The sequence below is a fragment of the Streptomyces sp. NPDC102490 genome (assembly GCF_044765285.1).
Taxonomy (GTDB): domain Bacteria; phylum Actinomycetota; class Actinomycetes; order Streptomycetales; family Streptomycetaceae; genus Streptomyces.
Window position 1 is genome coordinate 245,450 of record NZ_JBIWJU010000003.1, and the last position, 23,738, is coordinate 269,187.

Here is a 23,738-nt window from a genome sequence, read left to right on the forward strand (position 1 = left end):
GGGTTCGAAAAGTGGCGATGCCGTGCGAGCAGTGTGCGTACGGTGCTGGAGTGATCGACACTGATAGCGCTCGGTTGGGTGCGGAGGCCGCGCGGCGGTTGGCTGAGGCGGACTGCTGTGAGATAGCTCCAGGGCTCACGGATGAAGAGTTCAGCCGGATCGAGGCGACCTATGGATTTGAGTTCTCCCCAGAGCATCGTGCCTTCCTGACGGGAGGGCTGCCTGTTGCCTCACCTCCCGAGGAAGGCGCGACGTGGCAGCAGCCCTGGCCCGACTGGCGTCACGCGGATCTAGACGACCTGCGCCATCGGCTGGAGTGGCCCGCACGAGAGGTGCTGGCCGACGTCGCTCATGGCAGCTGGCATCCGGCCCTGGGGGCGCGTCCCGCCACCAATGATGAGGCCGTGGAGGTGACCCGAGCGGTACTTGCGCAAGCGCCTCAACTCGTTCCCGTATACGCGCACCGCTTCATACCTGCGGGTCGCCACACCCCGGGGCATCCGGTCTTGTCGGTGTGGGGAACCGACATCGTCTGCTACGGCCACGATCTGGCCGATTACATCGACCGCGAGTTCAGTGAGGTTGACGAGGATGCGCCTTGGGCTCCGCAGGCGTCCGTGCCGTTCTGGAAGGACTTCCTCGGCTGAGACTGCCGCCAGATGGTACCGGTCGTAAATGATCTCTGTCGTGCCTGGTGTGATCACGGCCTCGAAGCCGTCCTGGATAGCCCCATTCGCAGGGCTGAGCCCGCGCTGTTTCGGCAAGCTGCTGACCACACTGCGGCGCGATGGAGCAGATGCAGTCCACCGAGGCCGGCCGTGGAGCCTGCCGCTGGAGGACCGGGTGTTATTGGTCACGGCCTATTGGCGTACCAACCTGACGTTGCGACAGCTCGCACCGATGTTCGGCGTCTCGAAGTCCACGGGCACCCTGGTCCCCACCCGGGATCACACCATCGCCGAGCGGTCGAAGAACTATCGGTACTCCACCAACCACCAGGTCGTCATCGACGCCGTCACCCGCCTGATCGTCGTGGTCGGCCGACCGCTCGCCGGGAACCGCAACGACTGCAAGGCATGGGAGGAGTCCGGCGCCAAGGCCGCCGTCGGCAAGACCCTCACGATCGCCGATGGCGGCTACCCGGTCACCGGACTCGTCATCCCGCACCGTCGGGAGCGCGGCCAGACCGAACTCCCAGCCTGGAAAGAGGATCACAATAGGTCCCACAAGCAGGTCCGGGCACGGGTCGAGCACGTCTTCGCCCGCATGAAGACCTGGAAGATCCTCCGCGACTGCCGCCTCAAAGGTGACGGCGTCCACCACGCCATGCTCGGTATCGCGCGGATGCACAACCTCGTCCTCACCGGATAGATCAACGGGCTTCACCGTGATCAACCATGCCCGAGGCGACCCGGAGATCATTTACGGGACAATCCTTAGGGCCTGTACTCGAGCAAAGCGGGAAGTCCCACATGGTCAGTTGAAGACTCCATGGTCATGACCACTCGCTTTCCACATGCGTTGCCAATCCTTTTCATGAACTTCTCGACGACAGCAAAGTCCGATTCGTCCACGACATCTCGAGGGTCGAACGTGAACTCAATCTCTGACGGGTCGAAGAAATAGGATGTGAACCAAATGTCGTCGATGCGGACAGCTAACGTCACCGAATCCTCCCCGCTCCGCTCAAGCGCGGCAAACAACTCCGGCGCCCCAGACCGGAGCAGTTCCTCGCCCCGCGGGTGGGTGGTCGAGAACTCGACTACCCACCCTGAAGCCACGAGGTCGCGGACCACTCGCTCCCAGTCCTCCACATCGGCGTCCAGGACGCACACATCCCTGAGTGCCCCATCCACCGCAAAGAGTCCACTATCGTACAGCAATGCACCCTCAACCTTCCCTTCCAGATCACAGGAATCCTTCGAACGTCAGGTCCCCCCCCCGCATACTCCAGCGAGCTCCCCATCCACCATCAATTTTGACATCCCGCACCATTCCCCCGTACTGCGGATTGTTGTGGGGCCTAATCGTAGTCCGGGCCGACGGGTTCGTTAGGATTTCCTCGATGATTTCCTTGGCAACCGCCGAACGTTCACTGTTGGTGAGCCGACCGAAGTCGTACATGTCCACATGGGCCTGACCACGTTTCGCGATGTTTCCCGGGCTGGGATCTCCGTGCTTCTGCAGGGCCCGCCCGGCTGGGGTAAGCTGCCCCTTGCCCCCAGTGGTGGCCAGATTAAGGAGGTCATCGACCGTCGCAGTTGCGCAATTCGCGTTATGCACCAGGACCGGCGTCTGCCCAGCGAGTACATAGTACGTGTGCTACGCGAAGCCTTTGACCTGCCTTTTCGCAGGTCAAGTGCGGTCTGCTGGTCCGGTGAGGTGCGTGGGTGTCCGTGGTTGTGCGGGGTTGTTGCCGTCGCTACTGCCGTCAGAGGGTTCAGCCCAGGTACGGCTTCTCGCGTTGTTCCAGGAAGTGTTGGAGCCTGAGTCGTTGGGTGTGGTGCATCGGCAACCGCTCGATCTCTTCTGATGGCACGAACCGGAGTTCGGTGGACTCGTCGGAGATTGTCAGTTGGCCGCCGGTGATGCGGGCGGTGAAGCAGACGTTGAACTGACGGCGGACCTCGCCGTCGGTGTAGACGATGATGTGTTTCGGGTCGGTGTAGGTGCCGACCAGGCCGGTGATCTCGACGTCGAGGCCGCTCTCCTCTTTGACCTCTCGGACGGCTGTGCCTGGCAGGGAGTCGGTGAGGTCCATGCCGCCTCCGGGCAGGGCCCACAGGTCGTTGTCGCGGCGGCGCTGGAGGAGGATGCGCCCGTGGTCGTCGGTGACGACGGCGGATGCGGCGACGACCATGCTGTTCGGCTTGGGCGCGTTGGGGTCGTCGTAGTACTCGGTGCGGGCCACGGTCAGCCTTCCTCTCGTACGGGGGTTGCCGTCGCCCACACGGCGTCGAAGCTGTCGGCGTAGGTGCCGAACATGCCGCCTGTCTCGTGACGGCGAAGGTGCCACACGGGGGCTGCGTAGGCGTTGACGCCCCAGACGTGTGCGTTGACGAGTTGCTGGTCGTCGGCCCGGTAGAGGGAGTTGTAGAGCGTGGTGCCGTGGGTGCGGACTTCGATGCCGGGGGTGTCGGCGAGCGGCTTGTAGTGCATGAGCGCGAGGCGGCAGCGGGATTCGATGCCGTGGCCGAACCGCTCTTCCTGGCCGCGGGCTTGGACGTTTTCGCTGTCGGGGTCCCCGATCGCGATGCGGACGGTGCAGCCTTCGGCGGTGCGTTCGGTGAGGAGTTCGTTCAGCCGCGGGTATGCCTCGTGGAGGAAGACCGCCGCGTAGACGAGGATGTCGATCCGTTCCCGGGCTTGGGCCATCAGGTCGGTGAACGTCGAGACGGGGATGTCGGCCCGCTGTTCGTAGAGCGCGAGCAGTTCGGGGCTGATGGCGCGGGCGGGGCGGGCCTGGCGGAGCGCCGGCCAGAGTGCGTGCACGTCTTCTCCCAGGGCCTTGGCCGCCTGGAGGGCGGTGGCACGACGTGGGATACGCCCGAGGTTGACCCAGCGCTCGACCGACTTGGGGTCGACCTCGACCTGCTGAGCGAGTGCGGCGTACGTCCAGCCTCCCGCCGCCATGACGGCTCGTAGTCTCTCGTTCGGCACGAGTCTCCCCCTTCGTCCCAGGACGGCACCAGGGACGTTCTACACGGTGCGGGACGTCCCGAATTGGGGTTTGGTGGAGGTTCCTTCGTCCTGGTGACCGGCGTGAGGATCGGTGCCGACCCTGCGGCACCAACAGGCCCAGGGCACGCATCAACGCCGCCGAGGAGCGTCACCGTGCGAATGAGCGCCACCCCATGTGTTCCCGCCCTGCGACTGGACGCCCGGTCGCGGGCCGCCTCGCCGGGGCGGTCACGATGACGGCCCCCACCCCTGATGCCGACGGGCACACCGTCTCGCCCGATGCCGGCGCCCTGGTGGTCGACCGGCGGAGCGGCAAGGTGGGCGTGGTGATGGGGCATGTGGGGACGTACGTGCAGCTTCGGCCACCGTGCGGTGGCCGGGAGTGGGACGTGCCGCCCGAGGACGTACGTACGCCGACTCCGACGGAGGAGCCGAGCGCGAAGGTGGCCGTGGCCAACCGGAGGTGGGGACGGTGACCCCTCGCTCGGTCCTGCGCTACGAGACCTGGACGCTCCAGCCCGACCGCGAGCCGGACGCGGAGCCAGTCCATTACGCGATGCAGTGCGCCGTGGACGGAGAGACCTCGCTGACAAGCGAGGAGTTCGCCGAACCGCAGGAGTGGGTGTTGCGGCACTGTGGGCAGAACCCGTCCCACCACACCTACCGGGAGATCATCACCCGCCCCTGGCGGACCTGGCGCCAGACGTGATCCGCCTCGCTCGCCCAGGTGCCGCACCGCGCTGACCCACCCGACTCCCGTCCCTGCCGGGCGCAGCCGATCGAGGCTCCCCCGCACTCGTCAGCCCCGGCAGGGACGGGCCTCACGTACGTGCCGTGCCCATGGCTGTGGGGGTTCTGGCCTCTGCCACAGAAAGTCAGCCACGACGGTGGGCGCGCCGACCGACCACCCGCCACGTGTGTCTCGCTCAACCCCGCACCGGCATCAGCCCCGTTATCTCCATCGTCACGGCCCCAGCCAGGCAGCAAGCATGGGCGCGTCCGGGACGGCGCGAGCCCGCCGGGCGGCCTCTCAGGTGCCCGGCCAACCTGCTGCTGAGGGGTCGGACCGGGGCTTCCGATTGGGGGTCCGGCTTACGCTCCCGGGCTCTGCGCGCCGAGTGGTCGGCGGCCGTCGCCAGCGGGGCGGCAGACAGGAGCGGGCGGCGGTCGCCGACCGCCGGCGCGCGGCGGCCCGCGTCAGCGGGACGCCCTTGATCAAGTAAAGAAACTCTGAACAGCTCGCCTTGGATGCCTCGTGTCCTGCCGCTCTACCGCGTGCGGTCGGTTCAGCGTCGGCGTCTGCCTTCGTTCAGCCGGTCGTGCAGGCGCTGGGCCTTGGCGGCGGTCTCTTCTGGCGTGTAGTTGCCGCTGAGACGCTTGCGTTGCTCCATGACGGCGCGCATGGCATCACGGTGGGCGGTGGCGGCTTCGAACTCCGTGCTGGCCTTGGTGAACCGTTCCTCGGCGGCGGCGAGTTCGGCGGCCACTTCGTCGTCGCTCTTTCCGCTGAGCCGCACCGCTTCCTCGTCCGCACGGCGCTGCGCCGCCGTTTCCTCCAACCCCTCGTTGTAGCGCTTGAGGAACTGATCGCGCGGGCTGAGCTGGCGGACGAAGACGCCCCGGCCCTGCACGGAATAGATCAGCCCCTCCTCCTTGAGGACCCGCAGGGCGTTCTGCGCGGTGGAGTTGGCGATGCCGTACTGAGCTTGCAGGTCGCGGGCGGACGGGAGCTTGGCGCCCGGCGCAAGTCGGCCGTCCTGGATCTGCTCGCGGAGTTCGTCCGCAGTCCGCACGTACGGGGGGCGCGGATCGTCGGCAGGACTGTCGGCGGTCCGCCAACCGCGTCGGAGGTCGCCGAGACCGATGTACTCAGGATCGGACTCGCCAGGATCGACCTCGTCTTCCTCGACGGCGTCTGTCTTCACTTCGGCGGGTGCCATCGGCTTCGGCGCTCGGACGTAGCTGCCCCGGCCCAGGACCGAGTAGATCAGCCCCTCCTCCTTGAGCAGCCGCAGGGCGTTTTGGACCGTGGAGCTGGCGATGCCGAAGCGCTTTTGCAGCTCGCGCGCGGCGGGGAGCCGCTCGCCTGGGCGCAGCTCGCCGTCGTGGATCGCGACGCGCAGGACGTCGGCGGCCTGGACGTATGGCGGCCGGGGGTCCTCTCCCAGGGGCAGCTTCATGGCATGAGGGTAGCGGGGCCAGCACTCGCGGCACACTCAGGCGTCCTCGGCGTTTTAGCTGTATCGCTGTAACGATACGAATCGAGTGTCGCGGGTGTAGCGAGTGTGCCGCTATGGTCATGGCCAGTCGATCAAGCGGCTCCATCGAACGAGGATGTGATGGCATGGCCATGACCCGTATCCGTGTTGCCCTGCTGCCGTCGGCGGTCTGCATCGCGGGCACCGACCCGACGCTGAAGATCAAGGACCAGCAGACCGGGGAGGTCGCCACCGACCGGGAGACCGGCGCGTCGCTGTACACGGTGACTGTGATGCTCATGGAGGACGGCCGGGCCGAGGTCCTGAAGATCACGGTTCCGGAGACGGGCCTGGCGGCCGGGCTCAAGCCGGGGGCGATGGTGCGGCCGGTGGAGCTGTTCGCAACTCCGTGGGCGCGAATCTTCAACGGACAGCTCTCCGACGGCGTCGCCTACCGGGCCGCCCGCCTGGAGCTGGTGACGGCGGAGGCGGCCCAGTGAGCCGCTTCGAAAACTCCGTACCAGAGCGGGAGTTGTACCCGCTCCGGCCGCTGCCGGGGACCGAAGGCAAGGCCGTGTTCGCCGTCTCGGCCGCGGTGCTCGATCTGCTCGGCCTGAACCCGGTGCAGGCGGCCCGCCTGGACCTGGGGCATGTGCTCCACCTGATACGCGAAGAGGGGGCATGACATGGAAGCCATCGCGGGATACGCGTCGTACGCGCTGCCGATCGCTACTGCGCTGGTCGGTGTGTGGCTGCTGGTGACGGTGGTGCGCTACGTGCGTGCCGACCGGGGCACGCGGGTGAGCATGCGGCAGGCCGTCCGGGTGCGGTGTGGCTGGGTACGGCTCGCGCGGATGGCCGGGTTGACGGTCACCGACAAGACCCCGAGCCTGCTCGCGCAGATCACCGCGTCCAAAGACGGCCCCGCCCCCGCACCTCGGGTGCTCACTCCCCGGATCAAGGTGAAGCCCGACCGGTTCGGCGTGGTCGTGCGAGCAAAGACTCTGCCGCAGGTCGAGCTGGAGGAGTACCAGAAGGCGGCGCGGTTCCTGGCGGACGCCTGGCGGTGCACGCGGGTCTCCGTCCTGCCGGACGGGCCTGGCCGGGTGGTGATCCGGGGCGTGCGCTCCGACCCGCTGACCACGCCGACCGCACACCGGCCCATCGGCCGCCCGCCCACGGACCTGACGCGTTGGGAGCTGGGCGTGGACGAGTACGCCGCCAAGGTGTGCGTGTCCTTGGCCAACGTGCCCGGCGTGACCGTGGCCGGCGTTCCCGGTGCGGGCAAGACCTCGACCGTCAACAAGTTCGTCTGTGACTTCGCGCCGTCTCCGTCCGTGCAGATCGCGACTGCGGACGGCAAGGTATCGCGGGCCTCGGAGGGCGACTACGCCGACCTCGTCAAGCGGATGTTCGCGTTCTGCGGGGACGACCTTGACGAAGCCAACGCACTGTTCAAGCGGCTGGTGGAGCTGCGTCGACGCCGGTCCTCGACCATCCGTGACGTACTGGGCGTGAAGAACATGTGGCACGTCGGCCCCTCGCCGCAGTGGCCGCTCACGGTCCTGATCATCGACGAGGCACACACATTCTTCCGCGAGTACAAGGGCAGCGACGCCGAGACGAAACGTTTGGGCGCGCTAACGGCGGAGAACGCCCGGCTGGTGGAGGACCTGGTCAAGAAGGGCCGCAGCGTCAGCCTCCTGGTGATCCTGATCAGCCAGAAGACCACCGGTGACGCCCTCCCAACCTTCATCCGCGACGTGTGCCCCATCGGGCTGTCCTTCGCGCAGAAGACGGTGGAAGCCGCGGTGGCCGCGCTGGGTGACGACATCCGCAACTGGCCCGACGCCAGCCCGGTTACCTTGCAGGACCCCGCCTATGTCGGCGTCGCCGTGATGGCGATGCAGGGCCGCCCCGGCTACACCCGCATCCGCACCCCCTACGTCTCGGACGCCGACGCGGCCCGCGTCGCCGAGGACACCTCCGATCTGACCGCCGATCCCACCCTCCTCCTTGACGCCCTCGTCGACAACACCGGCCGCAGGCTCCCCGAGAGCGGGCCGGACGGCACCCCCGTCCCGCTCGTCAAGTGACACGAAAAGCCCACGTCAGAAGGGAGGTTGATCGCATGGCGGAGGAACGGTTCACCCGGCGCACCGTGACCGTGGTCATGGTGGTCATCGCCGCGCTGGCCTTCGTCTTCTCCTTCGGCAACGTCTGGGCGCTCGCCCTGCGGCTCGGTGTCCCCCGCCCGATCGCGCCGCTGATCGCCCCCATGGTGGACCTGTCCGTCGTCGGGCTCCTGGTCGCACTGCGCTTCCTGGCCCTGCGCGGCGTCCCCAAGCGTGAGCTGGAGGCCGGTACCCGGCTGCTGCACCTGTGCGGCCTGCTCACCCTCGCGCTGAACACCACCGAACCGCTGCTGACCGGACGCTACGGACGGGCCTGCCTGGACACCGTCGCTCCGCTCCTGCTGCTCGGCTGGGGACACGTCGGCCCCGCCTTCCTCGCCCAGTTCCACACCCTCACCCGCCCCACCCCGCACCTGGAGGCAGCCGCCATCTCCGAACCGGTGCCCGACGAAGCACCCGCACCCGAGCCCCCGACGCCCGCCCCGGTCGTCGCCGCCTCCCCGGCCGAGGAACTGGAGCCCGCTCTGGCTCCGGCCGCCGCTCTGCCCATCGCCGTCGCCAAGACGACTCGGCCCGCCTCCGGCCCGGCCCTGCCTGCCGCCCTGCTGGACGCGGCCCGGCGCATCGCGGACACCCACCACGCCGAGCACGGAACACCCATCACCGCCGCCCACCTAGGAACGCGCATGGGCGTCGCCCAGCCGGTGGCCACCGCCGCACTCGCTCAGCTCTGAGCCGGCCCTCACCGGCCGCATCCCCCTCGCCCGCCCCAGGGCCTGGTTCGTCATGCCCCGAGCAGCACCAACACGCCCTCTGGCCTGGCTGGTTGCTGCTCGGGGCCACCCACCCGACAGAAGGGACACGCCTCGAATGGTCACCCTAGACCTGCGCCACGTGGCAAGCCCCGCCGTGCGGGACCTGCTCCACCTCGTCAACCACCCCGACTTCGACCGCGCGCAACAGCAGATCGAACGCCTCGGCGGCTGCACCGAGCCCGTGCGTCTGACCGGCCACACCACCACCGCCGATTCCGCGACGGGTGAGGTGCTGCGCTCCTACACATCCTCCGCCGAACCGACGGGCAGCCTGCTCACCATGTGCGGCAACCGCCGCGCCTCCCGCTGCCCGGCCTGCTCCCGCATCTATTCCGCCGACACCTATCACCTCATCCGCGCCGGCCTCTCCGGCGGCAAGACCGTGCCCGACACCGTCCGCACCCACCCCCGCGTCTTCGTCACCCTCACCCCGCCATCCTTCGGCCCCGTCCACAACCGCCTCACCACTCCCGACGGCGACATCCGGCGCTGCCGCTGCCGCAAGCTCCACGAACCCACGGACGCCCTGATCGGGACGCCGCTAAACCCCGGGACGTACGACTACGAAGGCGCGGTCTTGTTCAACGCCCACGCCTCCACGCTGTGGGCCCGCTTCACCACCTACCTGCGCCGCGAGATCGCCGCCGAGCTCGGCATGACCCAGAAGGCCGCCCACGCGGTCCTGCGGGTGTCCTTCGCGAAGGTCGCCGAGTACCAGCAGCGCGGCCTGGTCCACTTCCACGCCGTCATCCGACTCGACGGCCCCGACGGCAACAACCAGCCCCCACCGCCGTACGCCACCGTCGCCGTACTCACCAAGGCCGCCCGCGCCGCCGCCGCGCGGGTCCGCGTCACGGTCGAGCCAGATGCGGTCGGGAAACGCGAACTCACCTGGGGCGAACAGTTCGACGTACGCGAGATCGCAGCCTTCGGCACCGACACCGAATTCACCGACCAGGCCGTCGCCGCCTACGTGGCGAAATACGCCACCAAGTCCGCCGACGCCTCCGGCATCCTCGACCACACCCTCCTCTGCCGCCCCTGCCAGGGACGCGGCGCCACCCTCCTGCCCCACGGCACCCCGCTCCCGTGCACCGCCTGCGACGGCACCGGACAGGCCCGCCCGCTGCCCCGCCTCGCCGTCACCCGACACGTCCGGCAGATGATCCGCACCTGCTGGGAGCTGGGCAGGCTGCCGGAGTTCGCCCACCTCAAGCTCCGGAAGTGGGCACACATGCTCGGCTTCCGGGGCCACTTCTCCACCAAGTCCCGCAGCTACTCCATCACCCTGGGCGCGCTACGCGACGCCCGCCGCGCCTGGCGCACCGAACAGGCCCGCATCCACGCCGGCCTGCCCGATCTCGCCCCGACGACCACCCTCGTCATCAGCCGGTGGGACTACCTCGGCTCGGGGTACAGCCCCGGCGCCGCACTCCTCGCAGCCCACGTCTGGCACCGCAAGGAACTGGAAAGGCAGTTCGCGGCCGAGGGGGGCTGTTGATGGCCTCGCCCCCGCTCGCCGTCCTCCACGCGGAAGCGGCCCCTGCCCTGGATCTACTCACGGTGCCCCAGGTGATGGCCCGCCTCCAGCTCGGCCGCTCCGCCGTCTACGACCTGCTCCGCACCAGACAACTCGCCTCGATCACCCTCGGCCGCGCCCGCCGCATCCCCACCCACGCCCTCACCGACTTCATCCGCACCCGCATGGAACAGGAAGCCGCCTGATGACCACAGCCCGCCCCGCTTCGTCCCGCCGCTCCCGCACCCGTGCGAACGGCGACGGGACCGTCTACCAGCGCAAGGACGGACGTTGGGAAGCCGCCGGATACGTCCTCGCCCCCGGTAACACCCGCAGGCGCGTCCGCGTCTACGGCACCACCCGTAAAGACGCGGTGACCAAGCTCACCGAGAAGATCGCCGCCAGCAACCGCGGCCTCCCCATCGCCGCAGCCGACAGCACCGTGAGCGCCTACCTCGCGTACTGGCTGGACGGCGTCGCCGTTCACCACCTGCGGGAGAACACCCACACCCGCTACGCCGCCGCCATCCGCCTCCACATCAATCCCGGCCTCGGCGCCAAGAAGCTCGCCCGGCTCACCACCCGCGACGTCCGCACCTTCCTCGACGGACTCCGCACCACCTGCCAGTGCTGCGCCCAGAAACGGGACTCCGCCCGGCGATCCTGCTGCGCCATCGGCCAGTGCTGCGGCAAGCGGCTCTCACCGCTGACCGTCACGTACGTCCACGCCGTACTCAAGTCCGCCCTGGAACACGCCGTCCGCGAGGACGAACTGCCGCGCAACGTCGCCCGGAACGTCAAGACCGCCACGCCCGCCCAGACGCTTCCAGCCCCTCACTGCCGTCGAAGCCCGGCAACTGCTTCAGACGGCCAATAGCGACCGGCTTCACGCCCTGTACGAACTCGCTCTGCGCACCGGACTCCGCAAGGGCGAACTCCTCGGCCTCAACTGGGAAGACCTCGACCTCGACGGCGGTACCGCCACCATCCACCGCTCCCTCCAGCGCACCCGCACCCAGGGCTTGACCGTCCTGCATACCAAAACCCTGGCCTCCGAGCGGCGCATCGCCCTCCCTACCGAGTGCCTCAGTTCCCTCAAGATCCACCAGGAACAGCAGCAGGAAGAGCGCCAGGCGGCCGGAACGGGCTGGACGGACAACGGCCTCGTCTTCACCACCCCGAACGGCCAGCCACTCGACCCCACCAACCTCACCCGCCGCTTCCGCCGCCTCCTCCACAGCGCAGGGCTCCGGACGATCCGCTTCCACGACCTCCGACACTCGACCGCCACCCTGCTCCTGGAGCAAGGCGTCGATCTCGTCGTCATCAAGGAACTCCTCGGCCACGCCCACATCGGCGTTACCGCCGGCGTCTACGCCCACGTCCGACTCCGCCTCCAACGCCAGGCCATCGACACCCTCGGCAGCATCCTCAGCCAGACCGACGCCCCGGACGACCCGCCCACCGCAGCCGTCGTCCGCTGACGTTGCCGTCACCGTTGCCGTCAAAACCCAGGATGCCCCTTTCTCCGTCACCCGGGAAAGGGGCATCCTGTTTCGCTCCACAGGAGCATCTACGGTGATTCAGTCGTCACTCAGGAGTTGCAAAACTCCTTCAGGCCCACCTGAATCGATAATCCCCTTGAAGGAATCCAGCATCGCCGCCAGACCGCCCTCTGGAATGATCACGAGGTCGGAACACTGGAAGTACGCACCGCTGGCGCATTCCCCAGTCTCCTGCCATCGATTCATCACCTGTTCGATCGCCCGTAGCGTCATGAACGTGGCGCTCCATCGCGTCCCATCCGGGAGGCTTAGTTCAGCGTCAACGTTCTCAACGGTTTCCTTGTCGTCCTCCGCACCCAACATGAAGAGGGCACTGAACTGCTGGTTCTCTACGCGGTAGAGAGAATCACTGACCATAGAGCTGGTTCAGCCTCGCAATCACCTTTGACTCGTTTGCCTTATCGGATTTCCCAACGATCTGAATCCCTCCGTCAACATTCCGGAAGAATAGGCGACCGCCGTTTCGTCCTCGCGCGTAGGTGACATCCGTTCCAGACAATGCCTTACTTCCGAGTCCCGGATTCATATTTCCGCGCGACAGCTGCTGGAACAGGCTATCCAGGTCGGCCTGAACCTTCTGATTCTTCCCTGCCTGCTGCGCAGCCTTCACCAGGGACGAGTCCCCGCCAATCGCGGAAGACATCGTAAGGCAGCCACTGGAATTATGAACCAGAACCGGCGTGGCCCCCGCCAGCACATAGTACGTGTGCAGGTCTTCGACTGTGAGGTTGTATGTCCGCGCGTGCTTGGTGTAGGCACGGTTGCTGATGACGCGGACGGTGGTGCCGTCGGGGGTTCTGAGGGTCGTGCCGGCGGCGAGGTTGCGGGCCTCGACCCAGGCTCCGATTTCTGGGACCCAGAAGGGGTGTTCGTGTGTGGCGGTGAGCTTTTTGGGTCCGTTGGGTGTTTTGATGGTCAGTTCGTTGAAGTGCTTGTCGTCTTCGGTGATGATCAGGCGGGTGACCTTGCGGAGGCGGGTCTGCCCTGTTTCCGGGTCTGTGGCAACGACCTCGTCACCGACCTTGATTTTCTCGATTTCCCTGGTCTTGCCGTCGGCCATGAGGACTTCGGTGCCGGCAAGGAAGCACTTACATCCCGAACTGACCCGTGCGAGCCACTTTTCGACGGCTTCCCTGCCCTTTTTTACAACCGAATCAGGTACCAGTTTCGCTACCTTCGCGAAGGGAAGGTCCGAGGCGATACCGAAGTAGTCCCACCCGTCAGCCTGTCCGGAAATTGCCTTTTTCCATGCTTCCACGTCAGGGAAGACGAGACCGGAAATGAATTTGAGGGCGTTCTTCTGGGCTGTCAGGTTGTACGGCTTGATGAGGGTCGTTGTGCCCATCGTCGGGTGGTAGCTGCCTGTTCGGGTAACGCTGTGGACGTCACCTTCCGAGTCGTAGGTGTAAACAGATTGTTCGTGACGGGTGGACCAGCCTCCGTCACTGCCGGGGACCACCCAGTCCCGGTAGATGCTGTCGCCGTCTTTGCAGCCTCTCCAGCAGTCGGTGACCGGCTTCATGCCGTCGGGGTCGCTGGTGCTGATGGGGCTGTTCTTGGCGTAGGCGTAGCCGTTCATCTGCAGCGGGTCCGTGATGTCCAGGAGCGGGTCCGCGCTGATGAAGCGTCCGTTGGCCTGGTCGTACTCGCGTGCGCCGATGTGGGTCAGGCCGGTGGCGGTGTCGTCGATGCCGGTGCCCAGGTAGCTGCGCTTGTCCGGCCAGGAGGTCGGCTGGGGGCCGCGGGCCTCGCCGAAGGGTTTGAAGGCCCGTCTGGTGACTGACTGGTTGGCGGCCATCTGGATGGTGGTGTTGGCGGTACCGAGATGGTCGGCGAGTTGGATGTTGCGGGTGTGGCCGGTGCTGGTGCCGTTTGAGGTGCGGACGACTGTCGGGGCGCCGGGGTGGACGTAGTTGCGGGTTGCCTTGGTGATCTTTCCGGTGCTGTCGGTGGTGAGTTCGCCGCCGGGAAGGTAGAGGGTGGAGCCTTCGCTGGAGTTCTCCAGGAGGCGTTGGCCGCCGGTGTCGTAGGTGTAGTTGACGGTGGTGGCGCCGGTGGTGACGGTGGCGGGCTTGTTTTCGGTGGTCCAGGTGAAGTTCTGGGTGTCGTTGGCGAGGTCGCGTTTGGTGGTGTTGCCGGCGAGGTCGTAGGTGTAGGAGCTGCCGGAGCCGGTGGGGGTGGTGGAGACCCAGGCGAGGGTGTGCGGCTGGGTGGCGACCGGTTCGGTTGTGCCGTTTCCGGTGGTGGTGCCGTAGTTGGAGCGGTAGGTGATGTTCTTGGTGGGGTCGGTGACGTGGTGCTCGGTGAGGGTGGAGCGGTTGCCGATCCAGTCGTAGGTGAATGCCTGGCGGTAGGCGGTGGTGGAGGATGCCACGGTGCCGGTGGCCGGGGCGGCTGCTGCGAGCGTGCTGGTCAGTGAGGTGTCCGGGCTGGAGGTGTCGGTGTCCGCGTTCGGAGCGTCCGCGACGGGGCCGGACGAGGCGGCGTAGTCGGTTCGGTAGCCGAAGGTGGCACCGTTGGCGGTCTTGCAGCCGTTGCCCGTACCGGTGGGGGCGATGTTGGAGGTCCAGGCGTGGACGAGTTCACCGAGGGCGTCGTAGGTGAAGCACTGCGTGTCCCAGGTGGAGCTTGCGGCTTCACTCAGCTTGCGGGCATGCGAGGTGATGGTGCCGGAAGCGTCGTAGGAGTAGTAGCTGTCGGTGATGCGGTGCGGTGACGCCGTCTCGCGGTCGGCGACGGTGCGCTGCAGCCGCCCGGTGTGGGGGTCGACGAAGTTGGTGGTCCACACGCGATAGGGCTGGGAGCCGGAGACGGTGCGCAGGACTTCACCGAACGGGGAGTAGGTGGCGTCAGCGGTATACCAGTCGGCGCCCGCTGTTGACTCGGGCAGGCCGTCCTCGTTGTAGCGGGTGACAACCTTCTCGGAGGCGATGCCGCCCTTGGCCGGGTAGGTCACCGAGAGGGGCTTGCCGGTCGGTGTGTAGCTGTAGGTGTAGCTGTACGTGCCCGAGAGCCCGGCGGTCTTGGTGTTGGCGGGGATGGTGATGTCCCGCCCGATGGGCTGGTAGTCCGTGGTATAGCCGGTGATCCTGGTGACGTAGTCGCCGTCCGGCATGTGCCGGGTCGAGGCGACCGGCATACCGAGTGCACCGACAGCGTCGAAGGTGAAGGACTTGATGGGGCTCGCCGTGGCTGAACCCTCGCGGACGGCCGTCACACGTCCGAGTGCGTCGTAGGTCGTGTGGAGGGATTTGCCGTTGGCATCGACGGTGGTGAGGGGGCGGTCGGCGCCGTCGTACGCGGTCGTTTTGGTGGTGCCGGTGTCCGGGTCGGTGGCCTCGACCAGACGGCCGCGTACGTCGTACTTGTACGTCCACTTGTTGCCGGCCGGGTCGGTGACTTCCGAGCGGTTGCCTCGGACGTCGTAGGCGTAGCGGGTCGACCGGGTGGTCGTCTGGGCGGCGTCCGTGTACTGCTCGATCTCGGTGACCCGGCCAAGGGCGTCAGTGGTGGTCCAAGTGGACGGGGACGTGTTGCCCGGGGGGTCTACGTGCACGGTGTTCGGTCCGTACGAGGTGAAGGTCTCGTACTCGAAGTCACCGTCGTGGTAGGTCGCTTGCCGGATGGTGCGGCCCATGCCGTCGTACTGGGTCTTGAGGTAGCTGGGGATGAGGGTCGTGGACCTGGGTTGGAAGAGGGTTGTGGTGGGCTGGTCCGCGGCGAGGTAGCCGTTGGTGACGATGCTGGTCCGGCCGTGGTCGTCGTAGGAGGTGTCGGTGATGATGCGGCCGGGGCCGTGGGCCTCGTTCTGGGTCTGGACCGGGCGGAGCAGTCCGTCGTAGATGGTGACCGAGGAGGCGTAGCTGCCGTCGTCCTTGATGGTCTTGGTGGTGACGGCGGCGGGGCTGGTCCTGGAGGGGGTGGCTGTGGCCTGTTGGTAGCTGATCTGGACGTCGGGGGTCTGGGTGCCGCTGGAGCGGGTCGGGGACCAGCCCTTGGCCAGGCGGCCGAGGTCGTCGTACTCGTACCGGGTCACGCGGCCGTTGGGGTCGGTGACGGTGAGCGGGAGGGAGCGGCCGGGGTCGAAGGTGGTCGTGGTGGCGTGCCCGAGGGCATTGATGGTCTTGAGGCCGGTGAGCGGGCCTCCGGTGTCGGCTGGTGTGTAGACGTTCTCGGTGGTGCCCTGACTGGGCTTGGTGACCTTGCGGACGCGGCCGAGCGGGTCGTAGGTGGTGGTGGTGACGACGCTGTGTGCGTCGCCCTCGCCGTTGGATTCGGCGACGGTGGTGGGCATGCCCTTGAGCGGCGTGGCGGCGTTGGCGAGGTTGTCGTAGCTGGTGCGGACCGATTTCAGCAGGTGCGTGGCGTAGTTGGCACTGTCGTATTGGGCGCAGGGAACGGCGATCGTCCGGCTCAGGGAGATCAGGCCGATCAGGTGTGCGTCGGTGTTGTGGACGTAGGTGTTGCGGGTGCATTCCTGCTCGGAGCGCGCTTCGCCGGTGCCGTCGGGCTTGACGACGAAGCTTTCGATCTCGGTGGCCAGTCCGTAGGTGTCGTCGACGGTGGTCAGGGTGCGCTTGGACTGCCATCCGCTGTCGAGGGACTGGATGTCGTCGGTGCGTTTGATGCCGACGCGGTGGGCGAGGAGCGGTTCCATGGCCGAGCCGTCCTCCGCCTCCCGGGCGCGGGAGGCGGTCTGCTTGGACCAGGGGAAGTTCAGGGTGCGCCGGACGAGCTGCTTGTCCGAGTCCTTGTAGACGAGGGCCTCCGCTACCTGGCCCGCGTACTGGGGGGCATCGTCGCTGACCAGGGTGTACGCGCCGGTGGAGTCCTTGACCTCACCGCCGGTGCCGACGAAGTAGCGGGTCTCGGAGTACGACTGCGACTGCGGGTCGTCGTTGCCGGTCTTGCTCGAAGTGGTCTTGCTGCCCTTGGTGACGGACACCTGGCGGTAGCCCTGCCAGTCGCTGTACGTGCGCAAAGCGGGACGCTGGAACTCGTCGTCGGACTTGGCCCAGGCGGGTCCGGTGTACTTGTACTTGGTGACGATCGGCACGCCGTGGTTGGTGACCTTGTCGGTCTCCACAACGGAGTCGACGACGTACTTGTTGAACCACTGCTTGGCAGGCGTCTTCTCGTCGCCGTCCGGTGACCAGCGGACGGGGTAGCAGGTTCCGTTCGCCTTCCCCTTGTCCTCGGACGGCGGGGTGGCGCAGCCTCCGGTGTACTCGACCTCAATGTCGGCGCCGGCCTCGGTGGCGACGGTGCCGATGCGGGGACGGGTGAAGGCGGGTCGCTGGTCCTTGGGGCCGGTGCGGACGAGGTTGGGGAGCTGGCGGTCACGCAGGCGGGACTGGAGCGGAGAGGAGGAGCCGACGCGGTACTCGGCGAAGCTCACGCCGTCCTTGGACTGGACGGTGCCGCTCGTGTCACCGGGACCGTATCCCGTGCGGGTGATCGAGTTGAGCCACAGTCCCGGGGAAGTGTCATACCAGTCGTCGGGGAACGACTGGTGCAGGGCATAGACGTCGACCTTGCCGAGGCCGGTCACGCCGGGGCGGGCACCGAGGGTGGTGACGGTCTCCAGGCGCATCTGTGTCCAAAAGGACGGGAAGCCGGGGCAGAGCTTGGACGTCGATTTGCAGTTGAGGTTGCCGGGAGTGTCCCACCAGGGGCGGTAGGCGCCAGGGTCGTGGGTCTTGGCGAAGTTCGCCGGGTCACAGGCGGTGGTGGACTTCAGGCAGCGCTGCTTGACGCCGAAGCTGACCTGCGCGGAGGGCTTGGACAGGTCGTCCGAGCGCATTCCGTAGTCGATGGTGGTGGGGTAGGCGAAGCGCTCGTAGGCTTCCGGAGTCTTCCGCTTGTCGCGGACGGCGTAGTAGTTCGTCTCCTGTTTCCAGTTGACGACCATCACGTTGCCGTGGACGTCCGCGACCTTGTCCAGGCCCCAGCGCCACGCCTGCTGCTTGCCCGCTCCGCAGCGGGAGTCGGCGAAGGCGGTGGCATGGCACGGTTCACCGGGATGGTTACCGAAGACAGGGACCGTCGAGACCGAGTTGGTGTCGGCGTGGCCTGCGCCGACCTCGTGCCGACCGAAGGTGTACACGGTCCCGTCGGTGCTGGTCACCTCCCAGTACTCACCGTCGTTGTCGCCGTTCGCCGCTCCGGTCTTGAGCGTGACCCTGGTGCCGTCGTCGGACGCGGGCCGGTAGGTGTTGGTGGTGCCGACGCGGACCAGTTCGGTGGTTCGGCCGGCGAGGGACATCACCGCGTTGTGCGAGACCCAGCACAGGTCGGAAGTCTTGTTGGATTTGGCAGTGTTGTTGGGAGCGCCGGCATCCAGGGTTTTCCGGTCGTCCTTGCAGCTGCGGTAACGGCGCTCGATGTGACCGGGGTCGTAGTCCCAGCCTTCGCCGATCCATGAGCCTTGCGGGGAGGAGACGCCGGTGCGGCCGTCCACGGACTGCGAGTTGTAGGTGAGCGCGATCTTCGGCACGGGGCCGGCCGGGGGTGCTGGAACGGTCAGCGGGTAGGACCAGACGAAGGCGCCGGAACTGCCGGCATGGGACCAGGAGCCGGTCGAAGCGAGGGGCGTCGCCTTGAACGAGCCGCCGGGGCCCTCTCCGGAATCGACCGCACCGATCACCGTGGAGTCGCCGCTGCCTTCCGCGTTCAGGAGGCGGGAGCCCGCCGACTGCGCGGAGGTGCCTTCGGACGCCGCGGCGACGGTGTCGTCGGCGGCCGGATCGACGGTCGCGGAGACCGTGTTGGTGTCCGGGTCGTTGACCGTCTCCAGCTCCGTGTACGTCTGGCACTCCTCGGCCTCGGGAGTGGTCAGGTAGCACGCGGGGAACTGGACCAGGCGCAGGCGGGAGCCCCAGTCGGCGCCGTAGAGGTTCTCGAAGGTCCGGTAGTCCAACGAGAGCGCGACCGGCACCGCCCCCGTGTCCGGCGGGTCGACGCGGATGACCGCACCGTCCACGCCCTGCGTGGTGACGTCGACGCGGGCGTCCACGCTCACGCCCCACGCACCGGTGGGCGCGGGCTGCCCCTCGGCCGGGGCGAGCGTGACCGGGATCTGGTCCGAGGACTCGGGCTCGACGGTGGCGGACAGGCTCCGTGCGGCACCGGACGGAAAGGTGACCGTTGCGGTGGACGCGGGAAGCGGGGTGGCGGTACCGGACGGTGCTTCTTGCCTGTCCTGCGGAACGTCGGTCTTCAGGCTCTCGACGTCCTGGTTGACCGAAGTGCCGTCGGCCGGAACGACTTTGTCGAGCGACTCGAGCAGCAGGGCTTCGCGCCCCGGTTCGTTGACCGGCGGGACCGGTGGCACGGCCACCGATGTCGCGGGCAGCAGACCAACGAGCACGGCGGCACCGGCTGCTGCGACGACGGCTCTGCGGACGCGCAGGCTTCGAGACGAGCGAGTTCGACCGAACACGGAGGGTCCCCCCGGACCACTTGGAGCGGGGTCGGAGAGGGACCTCGCGCAGGACGAAACAGATCGGGCGAATTCTGTGAGAGGTCTGTGAAGAAATGCCAGACACTCGGAGTATTAGTGATCATCGTCACGCCATGTATCGACAAAGTCACTCACAGAGTGCAGCAAGCAGGCCGTATTGACCTGAGAGGGTGTAGATCCCGCGGAAGGCATGAGTTCGCGGAATGGCGTCTGATACCCACTCAAAGCCGACCGCATAGAGGGTATTTGATGCCGAAATGGGGACCTCGCTCGACTTCTTCCTCACCCATCAGCCCGGCGGGGTGACGCACCCGTACGAAGACGAGCCAGCCGGCCCGAGCCTCTGGCGTGTGAATTCACAGGGTGACGACAGGCGGCTCATGAGTCATCATCAGCTCGCCCTGCCATGCCCGCGCCCCCGTACGGAACGGTTCGCTTCGCCATGGCCGGCCACATCGTTCCGGAGGAGCCCGCACACGTGGATCTGCGTGCCGGGCATGGGGAAGGGGACCTCTTACGATGCCAACCAGCCAGTTCCGCATGCCCGGACGGCGCACCCTGGTGTTCGCCCTCGCCGCGGCGGTCGCAGCGACCGGCATCGGCTATGCCGGGTTCGACGGCTCCGATGCACGACAGCCTGCCAAGCCTCAGCGGGCGAAGGCGGTCACGGAGAGCGCCGCCTTCGTCCAGGCCGCCCGCTCAGGCAAGCAGGTCGAGGTCACGGCGGACCGTACCGAGCATTCGACCACATGGGCCCGTCCCGACGGCCAGCTCGCGACGCGCTTCCACGCCTCGCCGGTCCGGGTCCACAAGGACGGCGAATGGCGTGCGATCAACACGGATCTGCGGCGCAGCGAAGCCGGCTGGGAGACCACGGCCACCAGCACCCGGATGGTGTTCACCGCGGGCTCAGGCAAGCAGGCCCCGGAGCGGGCCTCGCGAGCCGGGGTGCGGCGTGTGTCGCTGGCAAAAGGTGCTCCAGCCGCGGCCGCAGCCGGAGCAAGCGACCTTGTCACGCTCTATGTGGGCGACGCCGGTGAGTACGCCATCCAGCTCACCTGGCCGGGCCCGGTCCCCGCTCCCGTCATCGACGGTTCTCGCGCCCTGTACCCGGAGATCTTCCCCGGCGCCGACCTGGTGCTCACCGCGGACAACGACGGCTTCGCCCAGCTCCTCGTCCTGAAGAACCGTGCGGCCGCGGCCAACCCGCTGGTGCAACACCTCTCGTACGGCATCACCTCCGAAGACCTGACCTTCCGCCTCGCCCCGCTGTCAGGCGTACTGACGGCCGAGACCTTCTACGGCACCGAGGTGGCCAGCTCCGGCACCCCGCTGATGTGGGACTCCACCGGCCAGCCCGCCGTCACTGACGGACAGGTGGGAGCCACGGCCCAGCCAACGGGCTCGGAGAGCCCCGAGCCCAGCAACTCGGAGTCCTGGACGCCAGAGCCGGTACCGGCCGAGGAGGCGACGAACGACGCCGAGTCCGACGAACAGACCGACCGGGAATCCGAAGCCCCGAGCCTGCCGACGCCCACCGACGGCCCTGAGGTCACACCCTCAGAGACCGCCACGCCCACCGCCCCCGCCGAACCCACCCCCAGCCCGTCACAGACGGGATCGGCGGCAACCCTTTCCCTCCCGCTGCTCGACGGCCCGTCACCGGACTCCCTGGGCAACACGGTGGAATCCGATCTCTCGGGCGACAACTGGGTCATCACGCCAGACCTGAACTTCCTCAATGATCCGGAGACGAAGTACCCGGTCTTCGTCGACCCGTCCGTCACCAAGCACATGGACAACTGGACAACCGCCTACAGCCGGCATCCCAACGCCACCTTCTACAACGGCAAGGGGTTCAACAAGGGCGGCACCCACGAGGCCCGGGTCGGCTTCGAGTCCGACACCTGGGGCACGTCCCGCTCCTTCTTCAACATGAACTTCGACAAGAACCTCAAGGGAGCGAAGATCAGCAGCGCCAAGCTGCGCCTGCTGGAAACGTACTCCTGGTCCTGCAGCGCCCGGTCGATGAGCGTTCACGTCACCGGAGCGATCAGCAAGAAGACCAACTGGAAGAATGCCCCGAAACTGACCGACGGCAACAAACTGCAAACCCGTAGCTTCGCGCACGGCTACAAATCCGGCTGCCGCGACGCCTACGAGACCTTCGACGTGAAGAAGGCCGCACAGAACTACGCCGACCTCGGCCGCTCCAAAATCACCTTCGGGATGCGCGCCCGAGACGAGAAATCCCAGTACGCGTGGAAGAAGTTCCAGGCCAACGGCGACAACGGCCCTGCACTCGAACTCGTCTACAACCGGCGCCCCTCGTCCCCCACCAACCTGGACCTGTCCCCCGACGCCAAGTGCACCACCACAGAGCCGTACGTCCGCATGGGCGCAGGCAGCGTCACCTTCACCGCGCGAGGCAAGGACAAGGACAGCAACCTCGACTATCTGGACTTCGACCTCTGGCCCACCGGCAAGTGGGGCACCACCGGCGACGTGCTCGGCTCCACGGGCAAGGTGTCCACCGGCAGTGACGGCGGCGATGCCCTGCGCTCCACGCCCGCCTTCCCCACCAGCAAACTGACCAACGGCACCCTGTACTCCTGGCGGGTCCGCAGCGTCGACGACAAGGGCGCCACTTCCGGCTACTCGCCGGCGAAGACGCCCTGCCGGTTCGTGCTCGACACCACCGCCCCCAAGCGTCCGAAAGTCACCTCCACCGATTTCCCCGACGCCGACGGCTCGGAGAACGGCTTCGGTAACGACGCAGAGGACGCCAACTGGTCGAAGTTGAAGTTCGGTACGGCGGGCTCTTTCACGGTCTACGCCGGCTCCACAGACACCGTCCGCTTCGAATACTCCTTCAACGGTTCCAACTACAACTTCTCCAAGAGCCGTACCGCCGGAACCGCCGTCACCACCCCGACGACCATCACCGGAGCCAAACCCCCGACAGCCGGCCCCAACGTCCTGTACATCCGCGCTATCGACGGAGCAGGCAACGCCTCCACCCCCGCCCTCTACTTCTTCTACGTCAGCCCGCGCGACGAAGCTGACAGCGCCGGCGACTTCACAGGCGACGACCTCGCCGACCTCATGGTCGTGACTGCCGCGGGCAACCTCGCCCTCTACCCGTCCCAGGCCACACCCGACCTCGCCCGCGCCAGCGGTGACCTCGACTACTCCATGCCCGGCGCCTACCGCGCCAACCCCGCCAAGGACCCGGGCTCGGAGGACGGCCTGCCCCCGTTCGTCGCCGCACCCTCCGGTCACTTCAAGGGATCCCTGATCACACACAACGGTGACATCTACGGCGGTGACGGCCTCCAGGACCTCGTCGTCAGGGTCGGCGGGAAGCTGTGGGTCTACCCGGGCGACGGCTACGGCGCGGTGAACGTCGACAAACGCAGAGAGATCATCCTTCCGGCCGGCGCCCCGTCACCCGCGTCCATGGACCAAATCATGGCCGCCGGTGACATCACCGGTGACGGCAAGACCGACTTCCTCGCACGCGTAGGCACAGAACTGTGGGCACTGGTCGGATACCACGGGGCCACGATCAGCAGCGCGACCCGGCTCACCTCGACCCTCTGGGACGCGCGGGACATCGTCACCGTCGGAGACGTATCCGGCGACGGAATCGCCGACATGATCTACCGGTCCGACCCCGACGCCGCCCTCCGCCTCCGCAAGGGCATCGCCAACGCATCCGGCAGCGGCGTCAACCTCAACTCGCTGGCCTCCGGGGCCAACTCCGCAGGCGGCGCGGACATCGCCTACTCCGGAGGCGGCTGGTCCCGCGCCTCCATCCCGCACATCCTCGGCACCCCCGACGTCACCGGCGACTCCACCCCCGACGTCTGGACCGTCCGCGCAGACGGCTCGGTCCGGATATACGCCGGAAAACCCGACGTACTCCCCGGCGCAGGCTCCGAGATCATCACATCCCGCTCATACTGGAAGGACCGCATCGCCATCGGATGACCCTCGACCGCCGCGCGCCCGGAGCGACTCCATGGGATGGCGGGTCCGGGCGCGCTGAGTGAAAAAGAGATCGAGACCTGGGCACAGCTGATGACCGGCCCCCGCGTGCTGCTTTACATGACCGGGTCGCGCTGAGAGGGACAGACCCCTCGTTCGAGGGGATGAGCGGGTGCGATCGCAAATCAGGCACTCGAGAGAGTCACAGGGGCATGGACTCCTTCGGGCACCGACCGCATCGTGCGCGCCAGTGCGTTCGACCTCACGTCGAAGCCGCATCGGAGCGCTCCGGTGCGGCTTCGAGGTCTCACGGATCCGGGCAGAGACCCCGCTAGGACGTACCTCAGCGGGGCCTCGCCCTAACACCCGCGTA

At 67.4% G+C, this 23,738-nt stretch carries 17 protein-coding genes and 1 pseudogene; 12 read left to right on the plus strand and 6 right to left on the minus strand.

The features are described 5' to 3' along the window. Positions 1–50: 50 nt before the first annotated feature. The gene (locus ACIRGB_RS07730) at positions 51–647 is read left to right on the plus strand and encodes a hypothetical protein (RefSeq protein WP_403859801.1); all 597 of its coding nucleotides are present in this window, start codon (positions 51–53) and stop codon (positions 645–647) included. 40 nt (positions 648–687) lie between these two features. Then, the gene (locus tag ACIRGB_RS07735) at positions 688–1,371 is read left to right on the plus strand and encodes a transposase (protein WP_403860628.1); all 684 of its coding nucleotides are present in this window, start codon (positions 688–690) and stop codon (positions 1,369–1,371) included. Positions 1,372–1,436: 65 nt separating this feature from the next. Here the strand turns inward: ACIRGB_RS07735 and ACIRGB_RS07740 are convergent, their stop codons facing one another. The 3 genes from ACIRGB_RS07740 to ACIRGB_RS07750 all read right to left on the minus strand — a co-directional run bounded on the left by ACIRGB_RS07740 (position 1,437) and on the right by ACIRGB_RS07750 (position 3,633). Further along, positions 1,437–1,856 carry a hypothetical protein gene (locus ACIRGB_RS07740; RefSeq protein WP_403859804.1) on the minus strand — a complete coding sequence of 140 codons (420 nt, stop codon included), beginning with the start codon at positions 1,854–1,856 and terminating at the stop codon, positions 1,437–1,439. Positions 1,857–2,440: 584 nt separating this feature from the next. Further along, positions 2,441–2,911 carry an NUDIX domain-containing protein gene (locus ACIRGB_RS07745; protein ID WP_403859807.1) on the minus strand — a complete coding sequence of 157 codons (471 nt, stop codon included), beginning with the start codon at positions 2,909–2,911 and terminating at the stop codon, positions 2,441–2,443. A gap of 2 nt (positions 2,912–2,913) precedes the next feature. Further along, positions 2,914–3,633 carry an XRE family transcriptional regulator gene (locus tag ACIRGB_RS07750; protein WP_403860631.1) on the minus strand — a complete coding sequence of 240 codons (720 nt, stop codon included), beginning with the start codon at positions 3,631–3,633 and terminating at the stop codon, positions 2,914–2,916. Positions 3,634–3,914: 281 nt separating this feature from the next. Between ACIRGB_RS07750 and ACIRGB_RS07755 the strand changes: the two genes are divergently transcribed. Both ACIRGB_RS07755 and ACIRGB_RS07760 read left to right on the plus strand, forming a co-directional pair. Next, a complete protein-coding gene (locus ACIRGB_RS07755; protein WP_403859810.1) occupies positions 3,915–4,157 on the plus strand; it encodes a hypothetical protein in 243 nt (80 codons plus the stop codon). Next, positions 4,145–4,390: a hypothetical protein gene (locus ACIRGB_RS07760; RefSeq protein WP_403859813.1), complete on the plus strand. Its 246-nt coding sequence runs from the start codon at positions 4,145–4,147 to the stop codon at positions 4,388–4,390. Before ACIRGB_RS07755 ends, ACIRGB_RS07760 begins: the two co-directional genes overlap by 13 nt. A gap of 577 nt (positions 4,391–4,967) precedes the next feature. Here the strand turns inward: ACIRGB_RS07760 and ACIRGB_RS07765 are convergent. Continuing rightward, the gene (locus ACIRGB_RS07765) at positions 4,968–5,861 is read right to left on the minus strand and encodes a GntR family transcriptional regulator (RefSeq protein ID WP_403859816.1); all 894 of its coding nucleotides are present in this window, start codon (positions 5,859–5,861) and stop codon (positions 4,968–4,970) included. A 164-nt stretch (positions 5,862–6,025) separates the two neighbouring features. Between ACIRGB_RS07765 and ACIRGB_RS07770 the strand changes: the two genes are divergently transcribed. The 7 genes and pseudogenes from ACIRGB_RS07770 (at position 6,026) to ACIRGB_RS07800 (ending at position 11,832) form a co-directional block, all read left to right on the plus strand. Further along, positions 6,026–6,379, plus strand: coding sequence for a hypothetical protein (locus ACIRGB_RS07770; protein WP_403859819.1), 354 nt, complete (start codon positions 6,026–6,028; stop codon positions 6,377–6,379). Next, positions 6,376–6,564, plus strand: a complete 189-nt coding sequence (locus ACIRGB_RS07775; protein ID WP_403859822.1) for a hypothetical protein — start codon at positions 6,376–6,378, stop codon at positions 6,562–6,564. Before ACIRGB_RS07770 ends, ACIRGB_RS07775 begins: the two co-directional genes overlap by 4 nt. 1 nt (position 6,565) lies before the next feature. Continuing rightward, a complete protein-coding gene (locus tag ACIRGB_RS07780; protein ID WP_403859825.1) occupies positions 6,566–7,975 on the plus strand; it encodes a cell division protein FtsK in 1,410 nt (469 codons plus the stop codon). Positions 7,976–8,010: 35 nt separating this feature from the next. Next, positions 8,011–8,748, plus strand: a complete 738-nt coding sequence (locus ACIRGB_RS07785) for a DUF2637 domain-containing protein (protein ID WP_403859828.1) — start codon at positions 8,011–8,013, stop codon at positions 8,746–8,748. A gap of 136 nt (positions 8,749–8,884) precedes the next feature. Further along, positions 8,885–10,330 carry a replication initiator gene (locus tag ACIRGB_RS07790; protein ID WP_403859831.1) on the plus strand — a complete coding sequence of 482 codons (1,446 nt, stop codon included), beginning with the start codon at positions 8,885–8,887 and terminating at the stop codon, positions 10,328–10,330. Next, on the plus strand, positions 10,330–10,554 hold the full coding sequence (locus ACIRGB_RS07795; protein WP_403859834.1) for a helix-turn-helix domain-containing protein: 225 nt from the start codon (positions 10,330–10,332) through the stop codon (positions 10,552–10,554). Before ACIRGB_RS07790 ends, ACIRGB_RS07795 begins: the two co-directional genes overlap by 1 nt. Then, positions 10,554–11,832, plus strand: a pseudogene (locus tag ACIRGB_RS07800) (tyrosine-type recombinase/integrase). The gene ACIRGB_RS07795 and the pseudogene ACIRGB_RS07800 overlap by 1 nt, the downstream one beginning before the upstream one ends. A gap of 99 nt (positions 11,833–11,931) precedes the next feature. Here the strand turns inward: ACIRGB_RS07800 and ACIRGB_RS07805 are convergent. After that, positions 11,932–12,270, minus strand: coding sequence for a hypothetical protein (locus ACIRGB_RS07805; RefSeq protein WP_403859837.1), 339 nt, complete (start codon positions 12,268–12,270; stop codon positions 11,932–11,934). After that, a complete protein-coding gene (locus ACIRGB_RS07810) occupies positions 12,260–19,282 on the minus strand; it encodes a polymorphic toxin-type HINT domain-containing protein (RefSeq protein WP_403859840.1) in 7,023 nt (2,340 codons plus the stop codon). Before ACIRGB_RS07810 ends, ACIRGB_RS07805 begins: the two co-directional genes overlap by 11 nt. A gap of 612 nt (positions 19,283–19,894) precedes the next feature. Between ACIRGB_RS07810 and ACIRGB_RS07815 the strand changes: the two genes are divergently transcribed. After that, positions 19,895–23,368 (plus strand): DNRLRE domain-containing protein, encoded by a 3,474-nt coding sequence (locus ACIRGB_RS07815; protein WP_403859843.1) that lies wholly within the window; start codon positions 19,895–19,897, stop codon positions 23,366–23,368. Positions 23,369–23,738 lie beyond the last annotated feature (370 nt).

Coding starts and splice junctions, on each gene's coding strand:
- ACIRGB_RS07765 (WP_403859816.1), bottom strand. CDS start 5,861: ATGAAGCTGCCCCTGGGAGAGGACCCCCGGCCGCCATACGTCCAGGCC.
- ACIRGB_RS07750 (WP_403860631.1), bottom strand. CDS start 3,633: ATGGCGGCGGGAGGCTGGACGTACGCCGCACTCGCTCAGCAGGTCGAG.
- ACIRGB_RS07805 (WP_403859837.1), bottom strand. CDS start 12,270: ATGGTCAGTGATTCTCTCTACCGCGTAGAGAACCAGCAGTTCAGTGCC.
- ACIRGB_RS07770 (WP_403859819.1), top strand. CDS start 6,026: ATGGCCATGACCCGTATCCGTGTTGCCCTGCTGCCGTCGGCGGTCTGC.
- ACIRGB_RS07815 (WP_403859843.1), top strand. CDS start 19,895: ATGCCAACCAGCCAGTTCCGCATGCCCGGACGGCGCACCCTGGTGTTC.
- ACIRGB_RS07785 (WP_403859828.1), top strand. CDS start 8,011: ATGGCGGAGGAACGGTTCACCCGGCGCACCGTGACCGTGGTCATGGTG.
- ACIRGB_RS07790 (WP_403859831.1), top strand. CDS start 8,885: ATGGTCACCCTAGACCTGCGCCACGTGGCAAGCCCCGCCGTGCGGGAC.
- ACIRGB_RS07795 (WP_403859834.1), top strand. CDS start 10,330: ATGGCCTCGCCCCCGCTCGCCGTCCTCCACGCGGAAGCGGCCCCTGCC.
- ACIRGB_RS07780 (WP_403859825.1), top strand. CDS start 6,566: ATGGAAGCCATCGCGGGATACGCGTCGTACGCGCTGCCGATCGCTACT.
- ACIRGB_RS07755 (WP_403859810.1), top strand. CDS start 3,915: ATGACGGCCCCCACCCCTGATGCCGACGGGCACACCGTCTCGCCCGAT.